The 17,611-nt window shown below is 52.2% G+C and carries 8 protein-coding genes and 6 pseudogenes; 2 read left to right on the top strand and 12 right to left on the bottom strand.

Annotated elements, in window-relative coordinates; genetic code table 11:
- Window positions 1–22 precede the first annotated feature (22 nt).
- The 11 genes and pseudogenes from wzyE to trxA all read right to left on the bottom strand — a co-directional run bounded on the left by wzyE (window position 23) and on the right by trxA (window position 12,340).
- A pseudogene (wzyE, locus tag O3W44_RS11900) lies at window positions 23–1,365 on the bottom strand (ECA oligosaccharide polymerase).
- Window positions 1,362–2,428: pseudogene (locus tag O3W44_RS11910) on the bottom strand (TDP-N-acetylfucosamine:lipid II N-acetylfucosaminyltransferase). Before O3W44_RS11910 ends, wzyE begins: the two co-directional pseudogenes overlap by 4 nt.
- Window positions 2,425–3,674, bottom strand: a pseudogene (gene wzxE / locus O3W44_RS11915) (lipid III flippase WzxE). Before wzxE ends, O3W44_RS11910 begins: the two co-directional pseudogenes overlap by 4 nt.
- Window positions 3,674–4,804, bottom strand: coding sequence for a dTDP-4-amino-4,6-dideoxygalactose transaminase (gene rffA / locus O3W44_RS11920; protein WP_269293231.1), 1,131 nt, complete (start codon window positions 4,802–4,804; stop codon window positions 3,674–3,676). The pseudogene wzxE and the gene rffA overlap by 1 nt, the downstream one beginning before the upstream one ends.
- Window positions 4,791–5,497 (bottom strand): annotated as a pseudogene (gene rffC, locus O3W44_RS11925) (dTDP-4-amino-4,6-dideoxy-D-galactose acyltransferase). Before rffC ends, rffA begins: the two are co-directional and overlap by 14 nt.
- 66 nt (window positions 5,498–5,563) lie before the next feature.
- Window positions 5,564–6,822: pseudogene (gene wecC, locus O3W44_RS11930) on the bottom strand (UDP-N-acetyl-D-mannosamine dehydrogenase).
- Window positions 6,819–7,949, bottom strand: a complete 1,131-nt coding sequence (wecB, locus tag O3W44_RS11935) for a non-hydrolyzing UDP-N-acetylglucosamine 2-epimerase (protein ID WP_269293232.1) — start codon at window positions 7,947–7,949, stop codon at window positions 6,819–6,821. The pseudogene wecC and the gene wecB overlap by 4 nt, the downstream one beginning before the upstream one ends.
- A 10-nt stretch (window positions 7,950–7,959) precedes the next feature.
- A complete protein-coding gene (wzzE, locus tag O3W44_RS11940; RefSeq protein WP_269293233.1) occupies window positions 7,960–9,009 on the bottom strand; it encodes an ECA polysaccharide chain length modulation protein in 1,050 nt (349 codons plus the stop codon).
- Between the two features lie 27 nt (window positions 9,010–9,036).
- A complete protein-coding gene (gene wecA / locus O3W44_RS11945; protein ID WP_269293234.1) occupies window positions 9,037–10,122 on the bottom strand; it encodes a UDP-N-acetylglucosamine--undecaprenyl-phosphate N-acetylglucosaminephosphotransferase in 1,086 nt (361 codons plus the stop codon).
- Between the two features lie 282 nt (window positions 10,123–10,404).
- A pseudogene (gene rho / locus O3W44_RS11950) lies at window positions 10,405–11,663 on the bottom strand (transcription termination factor Rho).
- 344 nt (window positions 11,664–12,007) lie between these two features.
- Window positions 12,008–12,340, bottom strand: coding sequence for a thioredoxin TrxA (gene trxA, locus O3W44_RS11955; RefSeq protein WP_008105741.1), 333 nt, complete (start codon window positions 12,338–12,340; stop codon window positions 12,008–12,010).
- Between the two features lie 117 nt (window positions 12,341–12,457).
- Here trxA and rhlB point away from each other — a divergent pair, with 117 nt between their 5' ends.
- Together rhlB and gppA are read left to right on the top strand one after the other, a co-directional pair.
- Window positions 12,458–13,750, top strand: coding sequence for an ATP-dependent RNA helicase RhlB (rhlB, locus tag O3W44_RS11960; RefSeq protein ID WP_269293235.1), 1,293 nt, complete (start codon window positions 12,458–12,460; stop codon window positions 13,748–13,750).
- 7 nt (window positions 13,751–13,757) lie between these two features.
- On the top strand, window positions 13,758–15,242 hold the full coding sequence (gene gppA, locus O3W44_RS11965) for a guanosine-5'-triphosphate,3'-diphosphate diphosphatase (protein ID WP_269294430.1): 1,485 nt from the start codon (window positions 13,758–13,760) through the stop codon (window positions 15,240–15,242).
- 245 nt (window positions 15,243–15,487) lie between these two features.
- Here gppA and rep read toward each other — a convergent pair whose 3' ends face one another.
- Window positions 15,488–17,509, bottom strand: coding sequence for a DNA helicase Rep (gene rep / locus O3W44_RS11970; RefSeq protein WP_269294431.1), 2,022 nt, complete (start codon window positions 17,507–17,509; stop codon window positions 15,488–15,490).
- Between the last annotated feature and the right edge of the window lie 102 nt (window positions 17,510–17,611).

Here is a 17,611-nt window from a genome sequence, read left to right on the forward strand (position 1 = left end):
TTCCCGTCATTCCCAAAAGCGGTCAGGATGTGCTCTGTAACGCCCGCACTGCGCGGCTGCGAATCAACCCGGCGCGATCCAGTAACCAATAAAGCAATTTTGCCACTGCCAGACTGGCGGCAAAAATAACGCAAAAAAATACCACGCGTGAACCAAACGCATCCAGCCCTTCACGCGCCAGTACAATCATGTTGAACACCGCACCAAAACAAAAACTTTGCAAAACGGCGCCACTGTAGCGATTGGTTTCATTACGACCTCGCGTATACAGTGCATCGAAAGCCTTAATAATCATGCCCACCGCCACTGCACCCAATGGGATTGCCCAAACGCCACCCATCACCAGCAGCGAACCGATCAACGTCGGTGATATCGCCAGCCCGGAATGGTTGTCGAGAACCTCCCAGGTAAAATAGTTGGCGCTGTTCAGGACAGCAGCGGGACGATCTGGCCACAACCAGCCCGGAATAAAGACATAGAAATCGCGCCACAGCGGCGCCAGCCCCTGAAACTCAATCTTAGAGTAGTTTTCCAGCAGCAAAGCTAAGTTTTCCCAGGGCGAAAAGGTATCGCGCGTTAAATAGAGAAAGGTATAAAACGCTTCATCACCCATCACGTCGAGGTTGTAACGCCGCAGCGCCAGCCAGAACATGCCTGCGATAGCCATTACACCTGCCATTGCCAGCATCCATAAGGTAATCCAGCCGCGCGTAATGCCAATAAACAGAAACAGCGCGAAGGCGATGATGATATTAGCGCGCGTACCGCCCACCAGCGCATAGGTTAACAGGCCGAACGCGACAGTTACGATCAGAAACAGCAGCCAGTTGCGCTGTGATGGCCGCAGAAAATAGGGGATCAGCATGGCCGGAATAAAGAAATAGAAGAAGCGTTTTAGCGCCACACCAGAAACTTCACTGGAAAAAATTTGGTTATAAGCCGTCAGCCTGAAAAGCAAAAAACCATTGTGCAGAAAAAACACCGTAACGGTGCTTAACGCCACCAATGCAAGAATGACGCAGGTCAGATGCGTTTCAACACGATTCATCTGTAGCCAGGGTTTAGCAGGCGGTGTATTCACGGACCTGAGCCGCACTTTATAGCTGACGTAATAAATAGCGTAAAACGTCCCCGCCGACAGCAGCGCCTGTAGCAAAAATTCCCTGGCACAATCCCGGTGTTGAAACGAAAAACCAACAGGCAGGACAAGGGAAAACCGAAATAGAAGGTCAGTAGAAACAATAAAGTAAAGAAAAGATGGAAGTTGAAACGCACCCGCTTAAATTCCTGCCAGGTCAATGTCAGGATAAAACCGAGTGACAACAGATAAACCACCAGCAGACCACTAAACTGCATCAGGCTCATGAAGGTTCCTCTTCGCAAAGGCGTAATGCCGTGCGCCAGCCCGCCAGGTAGCCCGGGGCAAAAAGGCTATGGCCTGTTTGTCACAGCCTGCCAGCTGACGTCGCGCTTCTGCCACCACATCAGGATTGAGCGGATCTTCACTGAACAGCACCGGAAGCTGCTGCTCACTGATATCGCGCCAAAACGGGTTTTTACGATTAAGGACAAACGGCACACCGGCTTGTATCAGCAGACATAACGTGCCAATGCCTTGCTGACGCTCGAACATAAAATAGCCTAAATTGCAGCGCGCAAGCAGGCTTAAATAATCATCAAACGCCAGACTGGCTCGTAGCAAGCGCACTTGTCCGGCGGGAAACAGCGCGTCCGCCGCCGTTTTAACCTGCTCAATATAAGCATCATTATCAGGTGGATAGCCAAGTGGCACCTCAATCTTCACCTGCTCGCCAAACTGCGCACGTATCGCTTTTAACCCTTCAATGTGTCGATTGCTGGCATCGCCTGAATTTCCCAGCAGAATTGTGAAGGTTTCCGCCGGTTCAGCCTTTACTGCCGCCGTCGGCATTTTAGTAGGGAAATAGAGCAGCGATGTCGGCACGCGGGCATGACGTTGCTGGTAATGGTGCAGATCGCCACGTGTGGCAAAGACATGGGCCAGTTTGCCCTGCGCCATACGGCGTAGTCTGTAGAACAGCCGAAATTTCAGGCTGCGTGAATCTTCATAGAGATCAGCGCCCCAGATATGCCAGTACAGTTGCGAGCGGTGTAGCCTGCCACTGAGCAACGCCAGCCAGATCCACGGATTAAACTGTCCATGGCAAAAGAAACGCTGTTTGCGATTTCTTGCGCGTTGGATAAGCGTCTGCGCCAGCGATTTTTTACTGTTAAATATTTCGATATGTAGCGCGCTGAACGCCTGCAAACTTTCAGGCTGTTGTGACACTACCATAAAATGGCGTGGTGCAACGGTCGGTTGCTCAACGCTCAGCAGATCGTTGAAAAAGCGCAACACGGTGTTGTTGTGATGGGGAATATCCGATCCCAAAACGTGAATTAAAGTCATTTTTTCCGGCAATAAATGATAAAAGCGCCACAGCACAGGGCGAAATAACACACATAGGTGAACATGTAAGCAAGCGCAGCGCCAGTCGCACCCTGCAATGGTATGAGCCAACGAGAAAACAGCGTCAGTAGAATGAACTGGCTTATTTCCGTCAAAACATAAAAACGTAGCGAGGCTTTTGCGATCACCAGATAGCCAAATACGTAAGCACCAACCTTGAACACGTCACCGCATAACTGCCAGACAAACAGATCGCGCATGCCGCGAAAGGCTTCGGAAAACAGCAGACTGATCGCCACGTCGCGCATCAGCCAGACGCAGAAACTGGCCGCGGCAACAGCAGGTAATACAAAGCGCAGCGCACGACCAATTTCCCGCGCTATATCCGCTTTATGCTCCAGTCGCGCCAGCGTTGGTAACAGCCAGACGCTAAAAGTGGCGGTGATAAACTGCAGATAAGCATCAGAAATGCTGGTCACGCCTTGCCATAAACCTACCTGCGCCCATCCCGCTTGCGTTGCCAGCAAATTACGCATCATCACCCAGGCGACAGGTAAGGTAACAGCAGTAATTAGCGCCATCAGGGTGTATTTAGCCAGCTTTCGGGCCAGATCGGGCTGCCACTGAGGACGCAACCAACGCAGTGGCAACGGCACGCGCAGCTTGAGTATCACCAGCGCCGGAAGCAAAAGCAGGGCTGGCACCAGTGCTAAACCTGTCAGCGCCCCTGATAACCACCAAGCCACCAGCACAACAGGTAGCCCGCGAGGCCGATTAAACTGCCAAATATTACTGCCAGCGCGTTGCCGCGCGCATCCCGATAGCCTTTGAGTAACGCCAGCGTCAGGTTGGCCCAGGCGATACCAAGCTGTAGAAACGCGACCACACGCACCACTGCCTGATAGCGATCGTGGCCAAACAGCGCCTCGCTGACTGGCGCAGCGGCCAGCAAAAACAGCAGCGCCAGCACAGTCGAAAAGCCCAGAACCATTGCTGAAGCCGTGCCCACCACCGCGCGTAACCGCTCAGGCTGCTGTTGATATTGCGAAACGTAAGCGGTTACGCCATTAAAAATACCCGCACCCGCCAGTACGCCCAGCACGGTGATCAACTGGCGAAAGTTTCCTGCCTGCCCCACCCCTTCGGGTCCGAAACTGACCGCCAGCAATTTTACTATCAGCAAACCTGTGGCAATTTTGACCAGTGTAGACGAGGCCGTCCACACTGAAGCTTTGGCTAACGACATCAGGAAAAGAAGCTCAACAGAGAACTGATCACGGTATTCTGGTTATTGTCTGTCAGATTGTAGAACAGCGGCAGCCGCAGCAGGCGTTCACTCTCTTGAGTAGTGAAGCGATCTTCGCCAAAAAAGCGCGAAAAACGCTCTCCTGCCGGGGAACTGTGTAGCGGAATGTAGTGAAAGACGGTCAGGATCTCCGCTTCTTTCATCCAGTTGATCACTGCCTGGCGATCGTCATGATCGCGCAACTTGATGTAGAACATATGCGCATTGTGCTGGCAGTCGGCAGGAATGGTTGGCAATGTAATGCGGCCCTGCACAGCTAAAGGCTGTAAAGCGTCATGATAACGTTGCCACAGGCGTAAACGCCGTTGATTGATTTTTTCAGCAGCTTCCAGTTGTGCCCAGAGATAAGCGGCCTGCAAATCGGCCATCAGATAGCTGGAACCCATATCGCGCCAGGTATATTTATCGACCTGACCACGGAAAAACTGGCTGCGGTTAGTGCCTTTCTCCCGAATGATTTCGGCACGTTCCACCAGGCTGGCGTCATTGATTAAGGTCGCACCGCCCTCACCGCCTGCCGTGTAGTTTTTGGTTTCATGGAAACTAAAGCAGCCAATATGTCCGATGCTTCCCAGTGCGCGTCCTTTGTAACGTGACATTACCCCTTGCGCCGCATCTTCAATAACAAACAGCTTATGCTTCGCCGCCAGCGCCATGATGGTGTCCATTTCACAGGCCACGCCAGCATAATGCACCGGGACAATGGCGCGGGTTTTTTCAGTAATCGCGGCTTCGATGAGGGTTTCGTCGATATTAAGCGTGTCAGGGCGTACATCGACAAAAACAATTTTTGCACCACGTAATACAAAGGCATTGGCGGTGGAAACAAAGGTATAGCTCGGCATGATGACTTCATCACCCGGCTGAATATCAACAAGCAGTGCCGCCATCTCGAGCGATGCGGTGCAGGAAGGCGTCAGTAAAACTTTTCTGCTGCCGAATCGTTGCTCCATCCACTGTTGGCAGCGACGCGTAAACCCCCCATCGCCGCACAGTTTGCCGCTGCTCATCGCCGACTGCATGTAGTCGATTTCGGTGCCTGTGACCGGGGGTGCATTAAATGGGATCATGACCTTTCCTGTAAAACCAGTACGCCGTGCTTTCCAGCCGCGCACCGCTGCGTAAATAGAGGCGCATCGCCGTAAGATTACTGAGCTGCGTTGCAACGCGCAGACGCTCAAGTTGCCGCACCCGTCCCCAGTCTGCCGCCGCCAGCATTAATCGCTGACCGACGCCGCTGCCCTGCGCCGCTGGCAGCACCGCCAGCAAACCAATACGCGCATCGCCATCAACTTCTCTCAACGAAACAAAGCCCTGGAGCGTGCCCGCCTCATCACAGGCAATAAGGCATTGATGATCAAAGGTGCCGCGCACCGCATTTTCGATCCACTGCGCGTAGAAACGACCACTCGCTTCATTAGCATACCAGGGGCACGAAAACGGCTCTGGCGAAAGGCCTGCGCAGCGGCTTCGCGTAGCGCAGGGATTTGCGCCTCACGCGCAATGCGAACACCGGTCTGACGCTCGGTACGCTTGATATTGAGAACTAAATCCGCCTCGCCTTCAACCAGCTGAAAACCGTGCTGATTCACAGCATCTATGATTTCGTGTTGCTCAGCAGGGATTTTAATCTGTAACAGCGCACAAGGATGTTGTACGGCTACCGCCAGTGGCAGATCGCCTGCAAAATCAAGTCGTGCGCTGTTCAGCCCAAAGAACTGGCTCTCCCACGCGAGTGGACTAATCTTGACGAAGACAGACATATTACCCATCCGATAAAGCGTGACCGTGACGAGAATGGCGTGACAGTGGGCCGCGACCGCAGGCTTTCATCGCCAAACGCCTTTAGTATCCACAATCCAGGGCTGCGTGACCTGATCTGCGCCAATAGCGCGGAAATCCCGGTGATCCACCAGCATCACCAACAGATCGGCCTCTGCCAGTGCCTGTTCAGGCTGGACCAGCGTAGCCTGCTCTTTAAGCACAGGCGGGATCGCGCTGATATTAGGCTCAACGACCCACGTAACGCCGCTGTGCCAGTCAGCAATCAGTTGTGCGACATGCATTGCCGGGCTTTCACGCAGGTCATCAATATCTGGCTTAAATGCCAAACCAAAACAGGCGATGGTGATCTCGCTGGCCCGCTTGCCGGTTTGTGTCAGGCAGTCAGCTAAGGCATTTTTTACCTGATCCAATACCCATTGCGGTTTAGCATCGTTGACTTCGCGCGCGGTGCGGATCAAACGTGCCAGCGCCGGATTTTGCGCCACGATAAACCACGGATCGACAGCAATACAGTGACCCCCAACGCCGGGGCCAGGCTGAAGAATATTGACACGCGGATGCCGATTCGCCAGTGCAATCAGCTCCCAGACGTTAATCCCCTGTTCAGCACAAATCAGCGACAGTTCATTGGCAAAAGCGATATTAACGTCACGGAAACTGTTTTCGGTCAGCTTGCACATTTCAGCGGTGCGCGCATTGGTCTCAACGCATTCTCCTTTAAGGAAGATACGATAAAGCTCGCTGGCACGCGCCGAACAGGCTGGGGTCATGCCGCCAATCACCCGATCGTTGTTGATCAATTCAACCATCACCTTGCCAGGTAATACGCGCTCAGGACAGTAAGCGATAAAAATATCCGGCAAACCGCCCTGCTGAGGAAAACGCAGATCGGGACGCGCAGCCGCCAGCCATTCCGCCATTTGCTCGGTGCTTCCGACCGGCGAGGTTGATTCGAGGATCACCAGATCGCCTTGCTTCAACACCGGCGCGATAGATTCTGCTGCTGCTTTAACGAAACGTAAATCGGGTTGATAGTCAGCCATAAACGGCGTTGGTACCGCGATCAAAAAAGCGTCGGCGGCTTCCGGCTGCGTCGTTGCGCGCAGATCGCCGCGCGTGACGGCTTTATGGACAACGTGATCCAGATCAGGCTCAACAATATGAATTGCTCCCTGATTGATGATCTCAACGGCATGCGCGTTGATATCAACGCCAATAACTTTTTTTTTTTTGAGGCAAAAACGGCTGCCGTAGGCAGCCCAATGTAACCCAGTCCAATCACGGAGATGGTTTCAAAACTCATAATTCGGCTCTGTTATCTTTTAAGGCTTGCAAAATACGTCCGCAGGCTTTGCCATCGCCATAGGGATTATGGGCGCGACTCATTATTTGCCAGGCCGCTTCATCCGTCAGCAGCCGACTCACTTCCGCCACAATTTTGGTCACATCGGTGCCCACTAATTTTACTGTGCCCGCTTCTACGGCTTCGGGACGCTCTGTGGTGTCGCGCATGACCAGCACCGGTTTGCCTAACGACGGTGCCTCTTCCTGAATACCGCCAGAATCAGTGAGAATCAGCCAGGCGCGGTTCATGAGCCAGACGAAGGGCAGATATTCCTGCGGCTCAATCAGCACAATATTTTCAATCCCGCTGAGAATGCGATTTACCGGCTCGCTGACGTTAGGGTTAAGGTGCACAGGATAAACAATCTGCGCGTCGGGATGCTGGCGGGCGATTTGTGCCAGTGCGCTACAGATACGCTCGAAACCGTCACCGAAACTTTCCCGACGATGCCCTGTGACCAAAACCAGCTTTTTGCTGGTATCAAGGAAGGGATAGCGTGCTGCCAGCTGGGCATTGAGATCGGCATCATCCAGCACGCGGTCACGCACCCACAACAGGGCATCAATTACCGTGTTGCCGGTAACAAAGATGCGGTTATCGGACAGATTTTCCTGCAATAAATTTTGCCGTGAGCGGCTGGTTGGCGTGAAATGCAGGCTGGCAAGATGCCCGGTTAGTTTACGGTTAGCTTCTTCTGGCCACGGCGAAGCGAGATCGCCTGTGCGTAATCCCGCCTCGATATGACCAACAGGAACCTGCTGATAAAATGCAGCCAGGCTGGCAGCCAGCGTGGTAGTGGTGTCACCGTGCACTAATACCACGTCCGGTTTGAAGTCGAGCAAAACGGTTTTCATACCCTGCAAAATACGGCAGGTGATTTCAGTTAACCCTTGCTCCGGACGCATGATGTTGAGGTCATAATCGGGTTGCAGCTGAAATAATCGCAACACCTGATCGAGCATTTCACGGTGCTGCGCCGTGACGCACAAACGTGATTCAAATGCGGGATCTTGCGCCAGGGCTTTGACCAGCGGCGCCATCTTGATGGCTTCGGGGCGAGTACCAAATACTGTCAGAACTTTCACACTGTTTCTCTCAATGACGCGGTTCTGATATTGGACGCGGACGACGCGCCAATGCCACACCAGCACCCACCAGCGCACCCACGGCGCCCCACATAATCATCATGAACAGACGACGCGGACTGTCACGTGATACGGGCTCTTCGGGCGTACGCAAATAGCGGTAAGTCTGAAACTTGCTGTTTTGCATCGGGCCTGCCTGCAGCGTGGTGAGCATGGCTCTGTTTTGATCATAGCTTATATCGTAGGTCGGACCGGTCGCCTGCAACGTCTCTAACTGCCCTTGCAGCATGGGCTGACCAAGCAAAAACAGATCGCTGTCAGACAGGCTTTCGTCAGATTCTCGCGGTTGCTTTTCACGAATGCCTTGCTGGCTGGCAATTTTCAATGCCTGCTCAAGCCGATGCTGTTGGCGCTGAAAGACGGCATTTGCAACATCTTCCTGACGTTTTACCTGCGCCTGTAACTGCGCGCCGCGAGCCTGCCACGCGCCTTTTAATTCGGCGTTAAGATGACGCGCCGCGCGTTCACTGGCGTAAGCGATATATTGTCGCAACAGGTTATTCGCATCGCTGGCGGTTTCCGCTTTGAGTTTGATGTTGTCAAAGGTGTTATGCGCGGGATCAGCAGGTGCGAACTGAATGTTCCCAATCAGATCATCCAGTAACGCTGCATCGTTATGTGCATTCCCCACTTTGCGGCTTTTGTAATACTCCGTCTGCTGCCAAAACTCGCGGCGGGTATCCCAGGAGGAAAGCTGCATGGTGAATTCCTGATACACCTCATCCATCACCGTAGGCGATGGCGCACTCAACGTCAGTGCATTGTTGTGCACGTCGAGGTTGTTGAGAAACTGCTGCTGGGCGTAATAAGAACCCAGCATATTCACCGTAGGACGATCGGTAATCGCCGTAGTGCTCCAGACTTGTTTCATCAACAGTGTTGCCAGCCAGGCAATCGCCGCAAACAGCAGCGCAAGCCCAACAATCCACCGCTTACCGCGCCATAAACAGCAGCACAGGCCGCGAATATCCAGTTCGTTCTCCACAACATCAGAGGGCATAACAGGGTTATCCTTTATCAGGTCTTATCAGAGTAATTTTTTTTTGGCGTCGCGGGCGCTATGAATACGACGTTTGATGCGGCGAATTCGACGTGCAACGCGCCAGGCGTGTTTCAGGCAATAGCCGTAAACCATAAAGGCAACCAGAAACAGCACCAGCATCACCCATTCAGGAATGAAGGCGAGATATTCACCCAGCACGCCAATACCGGCGAGAATTGCTGCCGCGACAGTAATTAACAAGAAGGCCTGACGCGAGCTAAAACCCGCGCGCATAATCAAATGGTGAATGTGCTGACGATCGGCAGAAAAAGGACTCATGCCTTTGCGCAAACGACGATACATGATGGCTACCATGTCCATCAGCGGGATCGCGATCAGCCAGAGCGCAGTAACAGGCGTTATCGGATGGCTCAGGCCTTGCGTGGTTTCGAGTAAGATCCAGATGATGGTGAAACCAATCATGGTGCTGCCAGCATCGCCCATAAAGACCTTATAGCGGCGCCCAAGAAAGCCAAGATTGAGCAAAATATAGGGCAGCGTGGCGGCGATCATCGCGAAGCACCACATCGCGAGACTGAACTGCCCGTCAAAATAGAGAATGATGCCCATTGCGGCAAACGTCACGGAAGAGAGTCCGCCCAGCAGACCATCTATACCGTCAACCATATTGAAGGCGTTAATGGCTGCCCACACCGCGAACAGCGTCAGTACATAGCCAAAAGGCCCGACAATGAGCTCTACCGGTCCGATGATAAAGCCAAGGCTCAATAAATAAAGCTTTGCACCAACCATCATCACCACGGCAACAATAGCCTGAACCACAGCACGAATTTTCACGCTGATATCGAAGCGATCGTCCAGTGCGCCAACGAAGACTAATAATCCAGCACAGCCTAAATAGAGCAGCGCATGCGGCAGATAATAATTGGTGATAGCAAAGGTAAAACAGATACCGGCAAACACAGAAATGCCGCCAACCAGCGGAATCGCGCCATGATGGCGTTTACGCGAGTTTGGTGTATCAACCAGGCCAATTTTTAACGCTGCTTTTCGGGCAAAAAAGAGGAAAACTAAGGAAAAGAAAAAAATTAAACCAAGCTCAGTACTCATAGTGAGTAAATTCACGTTAAACGCTCTCAGCTAACATCTTGGACAACGATACGCGATAAATCGCCAATACCACTGCGCCAGAATCCGAATTCTGCATCAAGAGGTGCATGAATGCTCAATAATTCACCACCGCTCCCACAGTCATTATAAATGCTCCTGTCAGTGTTCAATCCTATAGCCCAAAAATGAAAAACGCCACGTTAAGACGTGGCGTAGGTGCGATTTCGCGATCATTTTAGTTAAAAAAGCCGAAAATAAGGTTCGGCTTAATTACTTATACGATCAGGAACGCTTCATCATGTCGAAGAATTCATCGTTGGTTTTGGTCATTGCCAACTTATTAATGAGGAATTCCATCGCATCGATTTCACCCATTGGGTGAATAATCTTACGCAGGATCCACATTTTCTGCAGTTCTTCCTGAGAAGTCAGCAGCTCTTCTTTACGCGTACCGGAGCGGTTGTAATCAATTGCCGGGAAGACACGTTTTTCAGCGATCTTACGTGAGAGATGCAGCTCCATGTTACCGGTGCCTTTAAACTCTTCGTAGATAACTTCATCCATCTTCGAGCCGGTATCAACCAGCGCCGTTGCGATGATAGTCAGGCTGCCACCCTCTTCGACGTTACGTGCTGCACCGAAGAAACGCTTCGGACGATGCAGGGCGTTGGCATCCACACCACCGGTCAACACTTTACCGGAAGCCGGTACAACGGTGTTGTAAGCACGCGCCAGACGTGTAATGGAGTCGAGCAGAATGATAACGTCTTTCTTGTGTTCAACCAGGCGCTTAGCTTTCTCAATCACCATCTCAGCAACCTGAACGTGGCGTGATGCGGGTTCGTCAAAGGTAGAAGCGATAACTTCACCTTTTACCAGACGCTGCATCTCGGTCACTTCTTCCGGACGCTCATCAATCAGCAGCACCATCAGCACGCAATCCGGATAGTTATACGCCAGGCTCTGTGCGATGTTTTGCAGTAGCATGGTTTTACCGGCTTTTGGTGGTGCGACGATCAAACCACGCTGACCACGACCAATAGGTGAAGCCAGATCCAGTACGCGAGCCGTCAAATCTTCAGTTGAGCCATTACCCCGCTCCATACGCAGGCGATTATTCGCGTGCAGCGGCGTGAGGTTTTCGAACAGAATCTTATTACGCGCGTTCTCTGGCTTGTCATAGTTAACTTCATTAACCTTCAGCAGCGCAAAGTAACGCTCACCTTCTTTCGGCGGACGGATTTTGCCGGAAATGGTGTCACCAGTGCGGAGGTTAAAGCGGCGAATTTGGCTGGGGAAACGTAGATATCATCGGGACCGGCGAGGTAGGAGCTGTCTCCAGAGCGGAGGAATCCAAATCCATCCTGCAATATCTCCAGCACGCCATCACCGAAGATGTCTTCGCCGCTTTTTGCGTGCTGCTTCAGGATTGAGAAAATGATGTCCTGCTTGCGCATGCGAGCCTGATTTTCCAGCCCCATATTTTCGCCGAGGGTAATCAGCTCAGAAACCGGCGTATTCTTTAATTCGGTAAGATTCATAGTGATGGGTTCTTAAACTCGGGGTAATACTCGAAATGTTTGTCGTGAATGGTATGGCAATTAATCCATGCCTGTTAATGGCTCTTTTCGACTCTTCTCGACGATCATCATCAGGGATAGCGACTGGATGCGAGGAGGCGGCCGATTGCGATGCCAAAGTTGGAGCTAACCGTCAGATTGCAAAACCGCTGCTAAAGGTACAGTGCGGCAGGGTTCAACAGGGAAAACTTTAAGATGCTAACTACAAGGTAAGTTCGTAATGCAGTGTTGGTAACTTAGCACGCCTGAAAGCGAACGTCCAGCGGCAGAAATAAATTTCCACATCGCTGAACGTTCAGCCCTGATTAGGCCAAATTGGCGTTCAGGAACTCTTTCAACTGACCTTTGGACAAGGCGCCGACTTTCGTTGCGGCGACTTCACCGTTTTTGAACAGTAGCAGCGTCGGAATACCGCGAATGCCATATTTCGGCGCAGTGCCCGGGTTGTCGTCGATATTCAGCTTAGCGATAGTAAGCTTACCTTCGTACTCTTCTGCGACTTCATCAAGAATCGGGGCGATCATTTTGCAAGGACCACACCATTCAGCCCAGAAATCTACCAGTGTAACGCCGTCGGCTTTCAGCACGTCGGTGTCGAAACTGTCATCGGTCAGGTGAACGATTTTATCGCTGCTCATGTTTTACTCCACAAGATTATGCCTGGCGAATTGGCGTAAAATATACCAATGTAGGTTGACTTTATTTCATCGGATACGCTTTCGTAAAGCGATAGTAAGCTGATATTCTACCACACTATGAGCAAAACACACTTAACCGAACAGAAGTTTTCCGACTTCGCCCTGCACCCTCTGGTGGTGGAAGCCCTTGAAAATAAAGGCTTTCATAACTGCACGCCCATTCAGGCGTTAGCACTGCCTTTTACGCTTTCAGGGCGTGATGTTGCGGGTCAGGCGCAAACCGGTACCGGCAAAACGATGGCGTTTCTGACGTCAACGTTTCATCATCTTCTCTCAAATCCTGCGGCTGAAGGCCGTCAGGTCAACCAGCCACGCGCATTAATTCTGGCACCAACGCGTGAACTTGCCGTGCAAATTCATGCTGATGCTGAGCCGCTGGCAGCCGCGACCGGACTAAAATTAGGCCTGGCCTATGGCGGTGACGGTTATGACAAACAGCTTAAAGTCTTAGAACAGGGCGTAGATATTTTGATCGGCACCACAGGTCGCCTGATCGATTACGCTAAGCAAAATCACGTTAACCTCGGTGCCATTCAGGTGATGGTGCTGGACGAAGCCGATCGCATGTTCGATCTCGGCTTTATTAAAGATATTCGCTGGTTGTTCCGCCGCATGCCTGCTGCTACGCAGCGTCTGAGCATGCTGTTCTCCGCTACGCTCTCTTACCGCGTGCGTGAACTGGCGTTTGAACACATGAATAGCGCCGAATATGTTGAAGTGGAACCGGAGCAAAAAACCGGCCACCGCATTAAAGAAGAGCTTTTCTATCCTTCAAATGAAGAGAAAATGCGTCTGCTGCAAACGCTGCTTGAAGAAGAGTGGCCAGATCGCGCTATCGTTTTTGCCAATACCAAACATCGTTGTGAAGATATTTGGGGACATCTGGCGGCGGACGGTCATCGTGTCGGCTTGCTGACGGGCGATGTGGCCCAGAAAAAACGTCTGCGCATCCTGGATGATTTTACCAAAGGTGACGTGGATATTTTGGTCGCAACCGACGTTGCGGCGCGTGGCCTGCATATTCCTGCGGTAACGCACGTCTTTAACTACGATTTGCCTGACGATCGCGAAGATTATGTGCATCGTATTGGTCGTACCGGACGCGCAGGTGCCAGCGGACACTCTATCAGCCTGGCGTGCGAAGAGTATGCGCTGAATTTACCGGCTATCGAAGAGTATATCGGACACAGCATTCCGGTCAGCAAGTACAACAGTGATGCGCTGCTGAGCGAATTACCACCACCGAAGCGCCTGGCAAGAAGCCGTTCAGGTAACGGTCCGCGTCGTGGCGGTAACAACGCTAATCGCCGTGGTACGCCACGCAACAACAACCGTAAACGTTCGAGTTAAGCTCACCATGCTAAGCGCATCGTCACTTTATGCTGCGATTGATTTAGGCTCTAACAGCTTTCATATGTTGGTGGTGCGCGAAGTGTCTGGCAGTATCCAGACCGTCGCGAAGATCAAACGCAAGGTGCGCCTTGCTGCAGGTCTGGATAAAAGCAACCATTTGTCAGCTGAAGCGATGACGCGCGGCTGGCAATGTCTCAGATTGTTTTCAGAACAACTGCAAGATATTCCTCCCGAACAAATTCGCGTGGTCGCCACTGCCACGCTGCGCCTTGCGGCAAATGCACAAGCCTTTCTCGAAACAGCGCAGCAGATCCTGGGTTGCGCGATCAATGTTATTAGCGGTGAAGAGGAAGCTCGCCTGATTTATCAAGGCGTTGCTCATACTACTGGCGGTTCAGATCGGCGCTTAGTGGTAGACATTGGCGGTGGCAGCACGGAACTGGCGACGGGCGATGGCTCTCACGCCACGGTGTTGTTTAGCTTGTCGATGGGCTGCGTAACCTGGCTGGAACGTTTCTTCAGCGACCGTCACCTGGCTAAAGAGAATTTTGCGCAGGCTGAACAGGCAGCACGCGAAATGATTCAACCCGTTGTTGCGCGTCTGCGCGAGCAAGGCTGGCAAGCCTGTGTTGGTGCATCGGGGACAGTGCAGGCGCTTCAGGAGATCATGGTTGCACAAGGCATGGACGAGCGCATCACCCTCAGCAAACTGCAACAGCTTAAACAGCGTGCAATTCAATGCGGCAAGCTGGAAGAGTTAGAAATCGAAGGTCTGACACTGGAACGCGCACTGGTTTTCCCCAGTGGCCTGTCGATTTTGATTGCCATTTTCCAGGAGCTGAACATTGAAAGCATGACGCTGGCAGGCGGCGCGCTACGTGAAGGGTTGGTTTATGGCATGTTACATCTGCCTGTTGACCGCGATATTCGCAGCCGTACCCTGCAAAACGTACAGCGTCGGTTCAGTATTGATATCGAGCAGGCTGGACGTGTGCGTCAACTGGCAGAAACTTTTTTTCGTCAGGTCAGTGCGCTATGGAAACTCGATCAACGCTGTCGTGATTTACTGTTGAGCGCCTGCGCCATTCATGAAATCGGCCTGAGCGTAGATTTTCGTCAGGCACCCCAGCACGCCGCTTATTTAGTCCGCCATCTCGACCTGCCTGGTTTTACTCCTGCACAAAAAAAGCTGCTGGCCTGCCTGTTGCAAAACCAGAGCGGCAGTATCGATCTGGCGCTGTTAACCCAGCAGAATGCTGTACCGCCGCGCCTGGCAGAACGGCTGTGTCGTTTGCTGCGTCTGGCAATTATCTTCTCCAGCCGTCGCCGTGACGATACATTACCTGCAGTGCGATTGCAGGCAGATGATGACGCGCTGCATCTGACATTACCTGCTGGCTGGCTGGCGGCGCATCCACTGCGGGCCGAGCTGCTGGAACAGGAAAGCCATTATCAGTCCTATGTTCACTGGCTTCTTACTATTACTTAATCGAACCTGCTGCGCTCGCCGATGCAGCGTTGAAGCTTTTCCGTCAAATGCTCCTTTACGCTGTGTAAACTCCGCTATGCCGGAAAAGCTTCGCCTTGCCTCAGCGTCGCTCGCTAAAGTTCTTGTCTGAGGCCAGGTTAGTGATGTTCAAAAGAAAATAATTTAAAAGGCAGCGCAAATTTTTCAGTTTCGCGTCGGGCGGCTCTTTCTCTCGCTGGCGGGAGAAAGGGCAGCATGCGCCCAACTCAGGCTTTCTTCGCTTTTTCCAGCATCGCTCTTAAACCCGCCACACGGCTTTGGCCGGTTTTCATTCTCTCTTCTGCGCTGACAACTTTGCGCTCGGTTTCCCAGGCCACATCATCCTGCGGCAGCTCCAGTAAAAAGCGGCTCGGTTCCGGGCGCACCAGCTCACCATACTGGCGACGTTCGCGACATAAAGTAAACGTCAGCTCCTTCTGCGCGCGCGTAATACCTACGTAAGCGAGGCGTCGCTCTTCCTCAATATTATTCTCATCGATACTGCTCTGGTGCGGCAATAACCCCTCTTCCATGCCAACCAGGTAAACGTAAGGAAATTCCAGCCCTTTTGATGCATGTAACGTCATCAACTGCACCTGATCGAGCTCCTCATCGTTTTCACCGCGCTCCATCATGTCGCGCAACGTAAAGCGCGTCACCACCTGCGCCAGCGTCATCGGCTCATCCAGATCGCTACCTTCCAGCATCTCCGTCATCCACTGAAACAGCGTATTGACGTTTTTCATGCGCATTTCTGCGGCTTTTGGACTGCCAGAGGTTTCAAATAACCAGCTTTCGTAATCGATGCCACGGATCAGATCGCGCACCGCGTTAACCGGCTCGCGTTCGGTCAGTTGAATGATCTCATTCAGCCAGTGCGTAAAGCGTTGTAGATGCTCCAAACCGCGACCGTTCAGGGTTTGCCCTAATCCAACGTCAAAACTGGCGTTGAACAGGCTCTTGTTACGCAAATTGGCCCATTCGCCCAGTTTTTGTAGCGTAGCCGGACCAATCTCACGGCGCGGTGTATTAACGATGCGCAGAAAAGCACTGTCATCATCCGGGTTGGTCAGCACGCGCAAGTAAGCCAGCAGATCTTTGATTTCAGGTCGCGAGAAGAACGACGTGCCGCCTGAAATACGGTACGGAATGCGGTTTTGCATCAACTGCTTCTCAAAGACACGCGACTGATGATTACCGCGATAAAGAATGGCGTAATCTTTGTAAGCCGTTTTATTGATGAAGTGATGCGCAATCATTTCACCTGCGACGCGCTCCGCTTCGTGATCTTCATTATTTGCGGTCAATACTTTCAGCGGGTTACCCATGCCCAGCTCAGAGAACAGCCGCTTTTCAAAAACGTGTGGATTGTTAGCGATGAGAATATTGGCTGCCTTCAAAATACGCTGGGAAGAGCGGTAATTCTGCTCCAGCTTCACCACCTCCAGCGCCGGGAAATCCTCTTTTAACAGCACCAGATTCTGCGGACGGGCACCACGCCAGGAGTAAATAGACTGATCGTCATCACCCACCACGGTAAAACGCGCCCGCGCGCCAACCAGTAATTTCACCAGTTCATACTGGCTGGTATTCGTATCCTGATACTCATCCACCAGCAGATAACGGATGCGCTGTTGCCAGCGTTCCCGCACCTCCTGGTTGCGCTGGAGCAGCAGCGTGGGCAGCAGAATCAAATCATCAAAATCGAGGACGTTACAGGCTTTCAGATGCTGATCGTACAGGCCATAGCAATGAGCAAAAAGGGTATCTCGCTCGGAGCGGGCCAGTGCAGTGGCACGAGCGGGATCAACCAAATCATTTTTCCAGTTAGAGATAGTGGAAATAAGCTGTTGAACCAGCGTCTTATCCTCTTCCAGCCACTGCTTCGTCAGCTCCTTTAGCAAGGCAAGCTGGTCTTGATCGTCAAACAGCGAGAAGTTGGATTTCATGCCCAGCGCGGCATATTCACGCTTGATAATCTCTAATCCCAACGTATGAAAAGTGGAGATCATTAAACCGCGCGCTTCTTTACGGCCAAGCGTCTGCGCAACGCGCTCTTTCATCTCGCGCGAGGCTTTATTGGTAAAGGTGACTGCCGCAATGTGGCGCGCCTGATAGCCGCACGCGCGGATCAGATGCGCAATTTTATTGGTAATGACACGGGTTTTCCCCGAACCCGCACCCGCCAGCACCAGACAAGGACCGGTGACAAATTCGACAGCACGCTGTTGGCCGGGATTTAAACGCATAACAGACATTCACTCAGTTGATTAAGAAAAGTTATAACGCCCGTTGCGCAGCCAGCCAACGCGCCTGCTGCGTGCAAGTTAGGGTTATAATGGGCGACGATT

Origin of the sequence: Pantoea sp. LMR881 (genome assembly GCF_027157825.1) — a bacterium.
Lineage (GTDB): Bacteria > Pseudomonadota > Gammaproteobacteria > Enterobacterales > Enterobacteriaceae > Pantoea > Pantoea haifensis.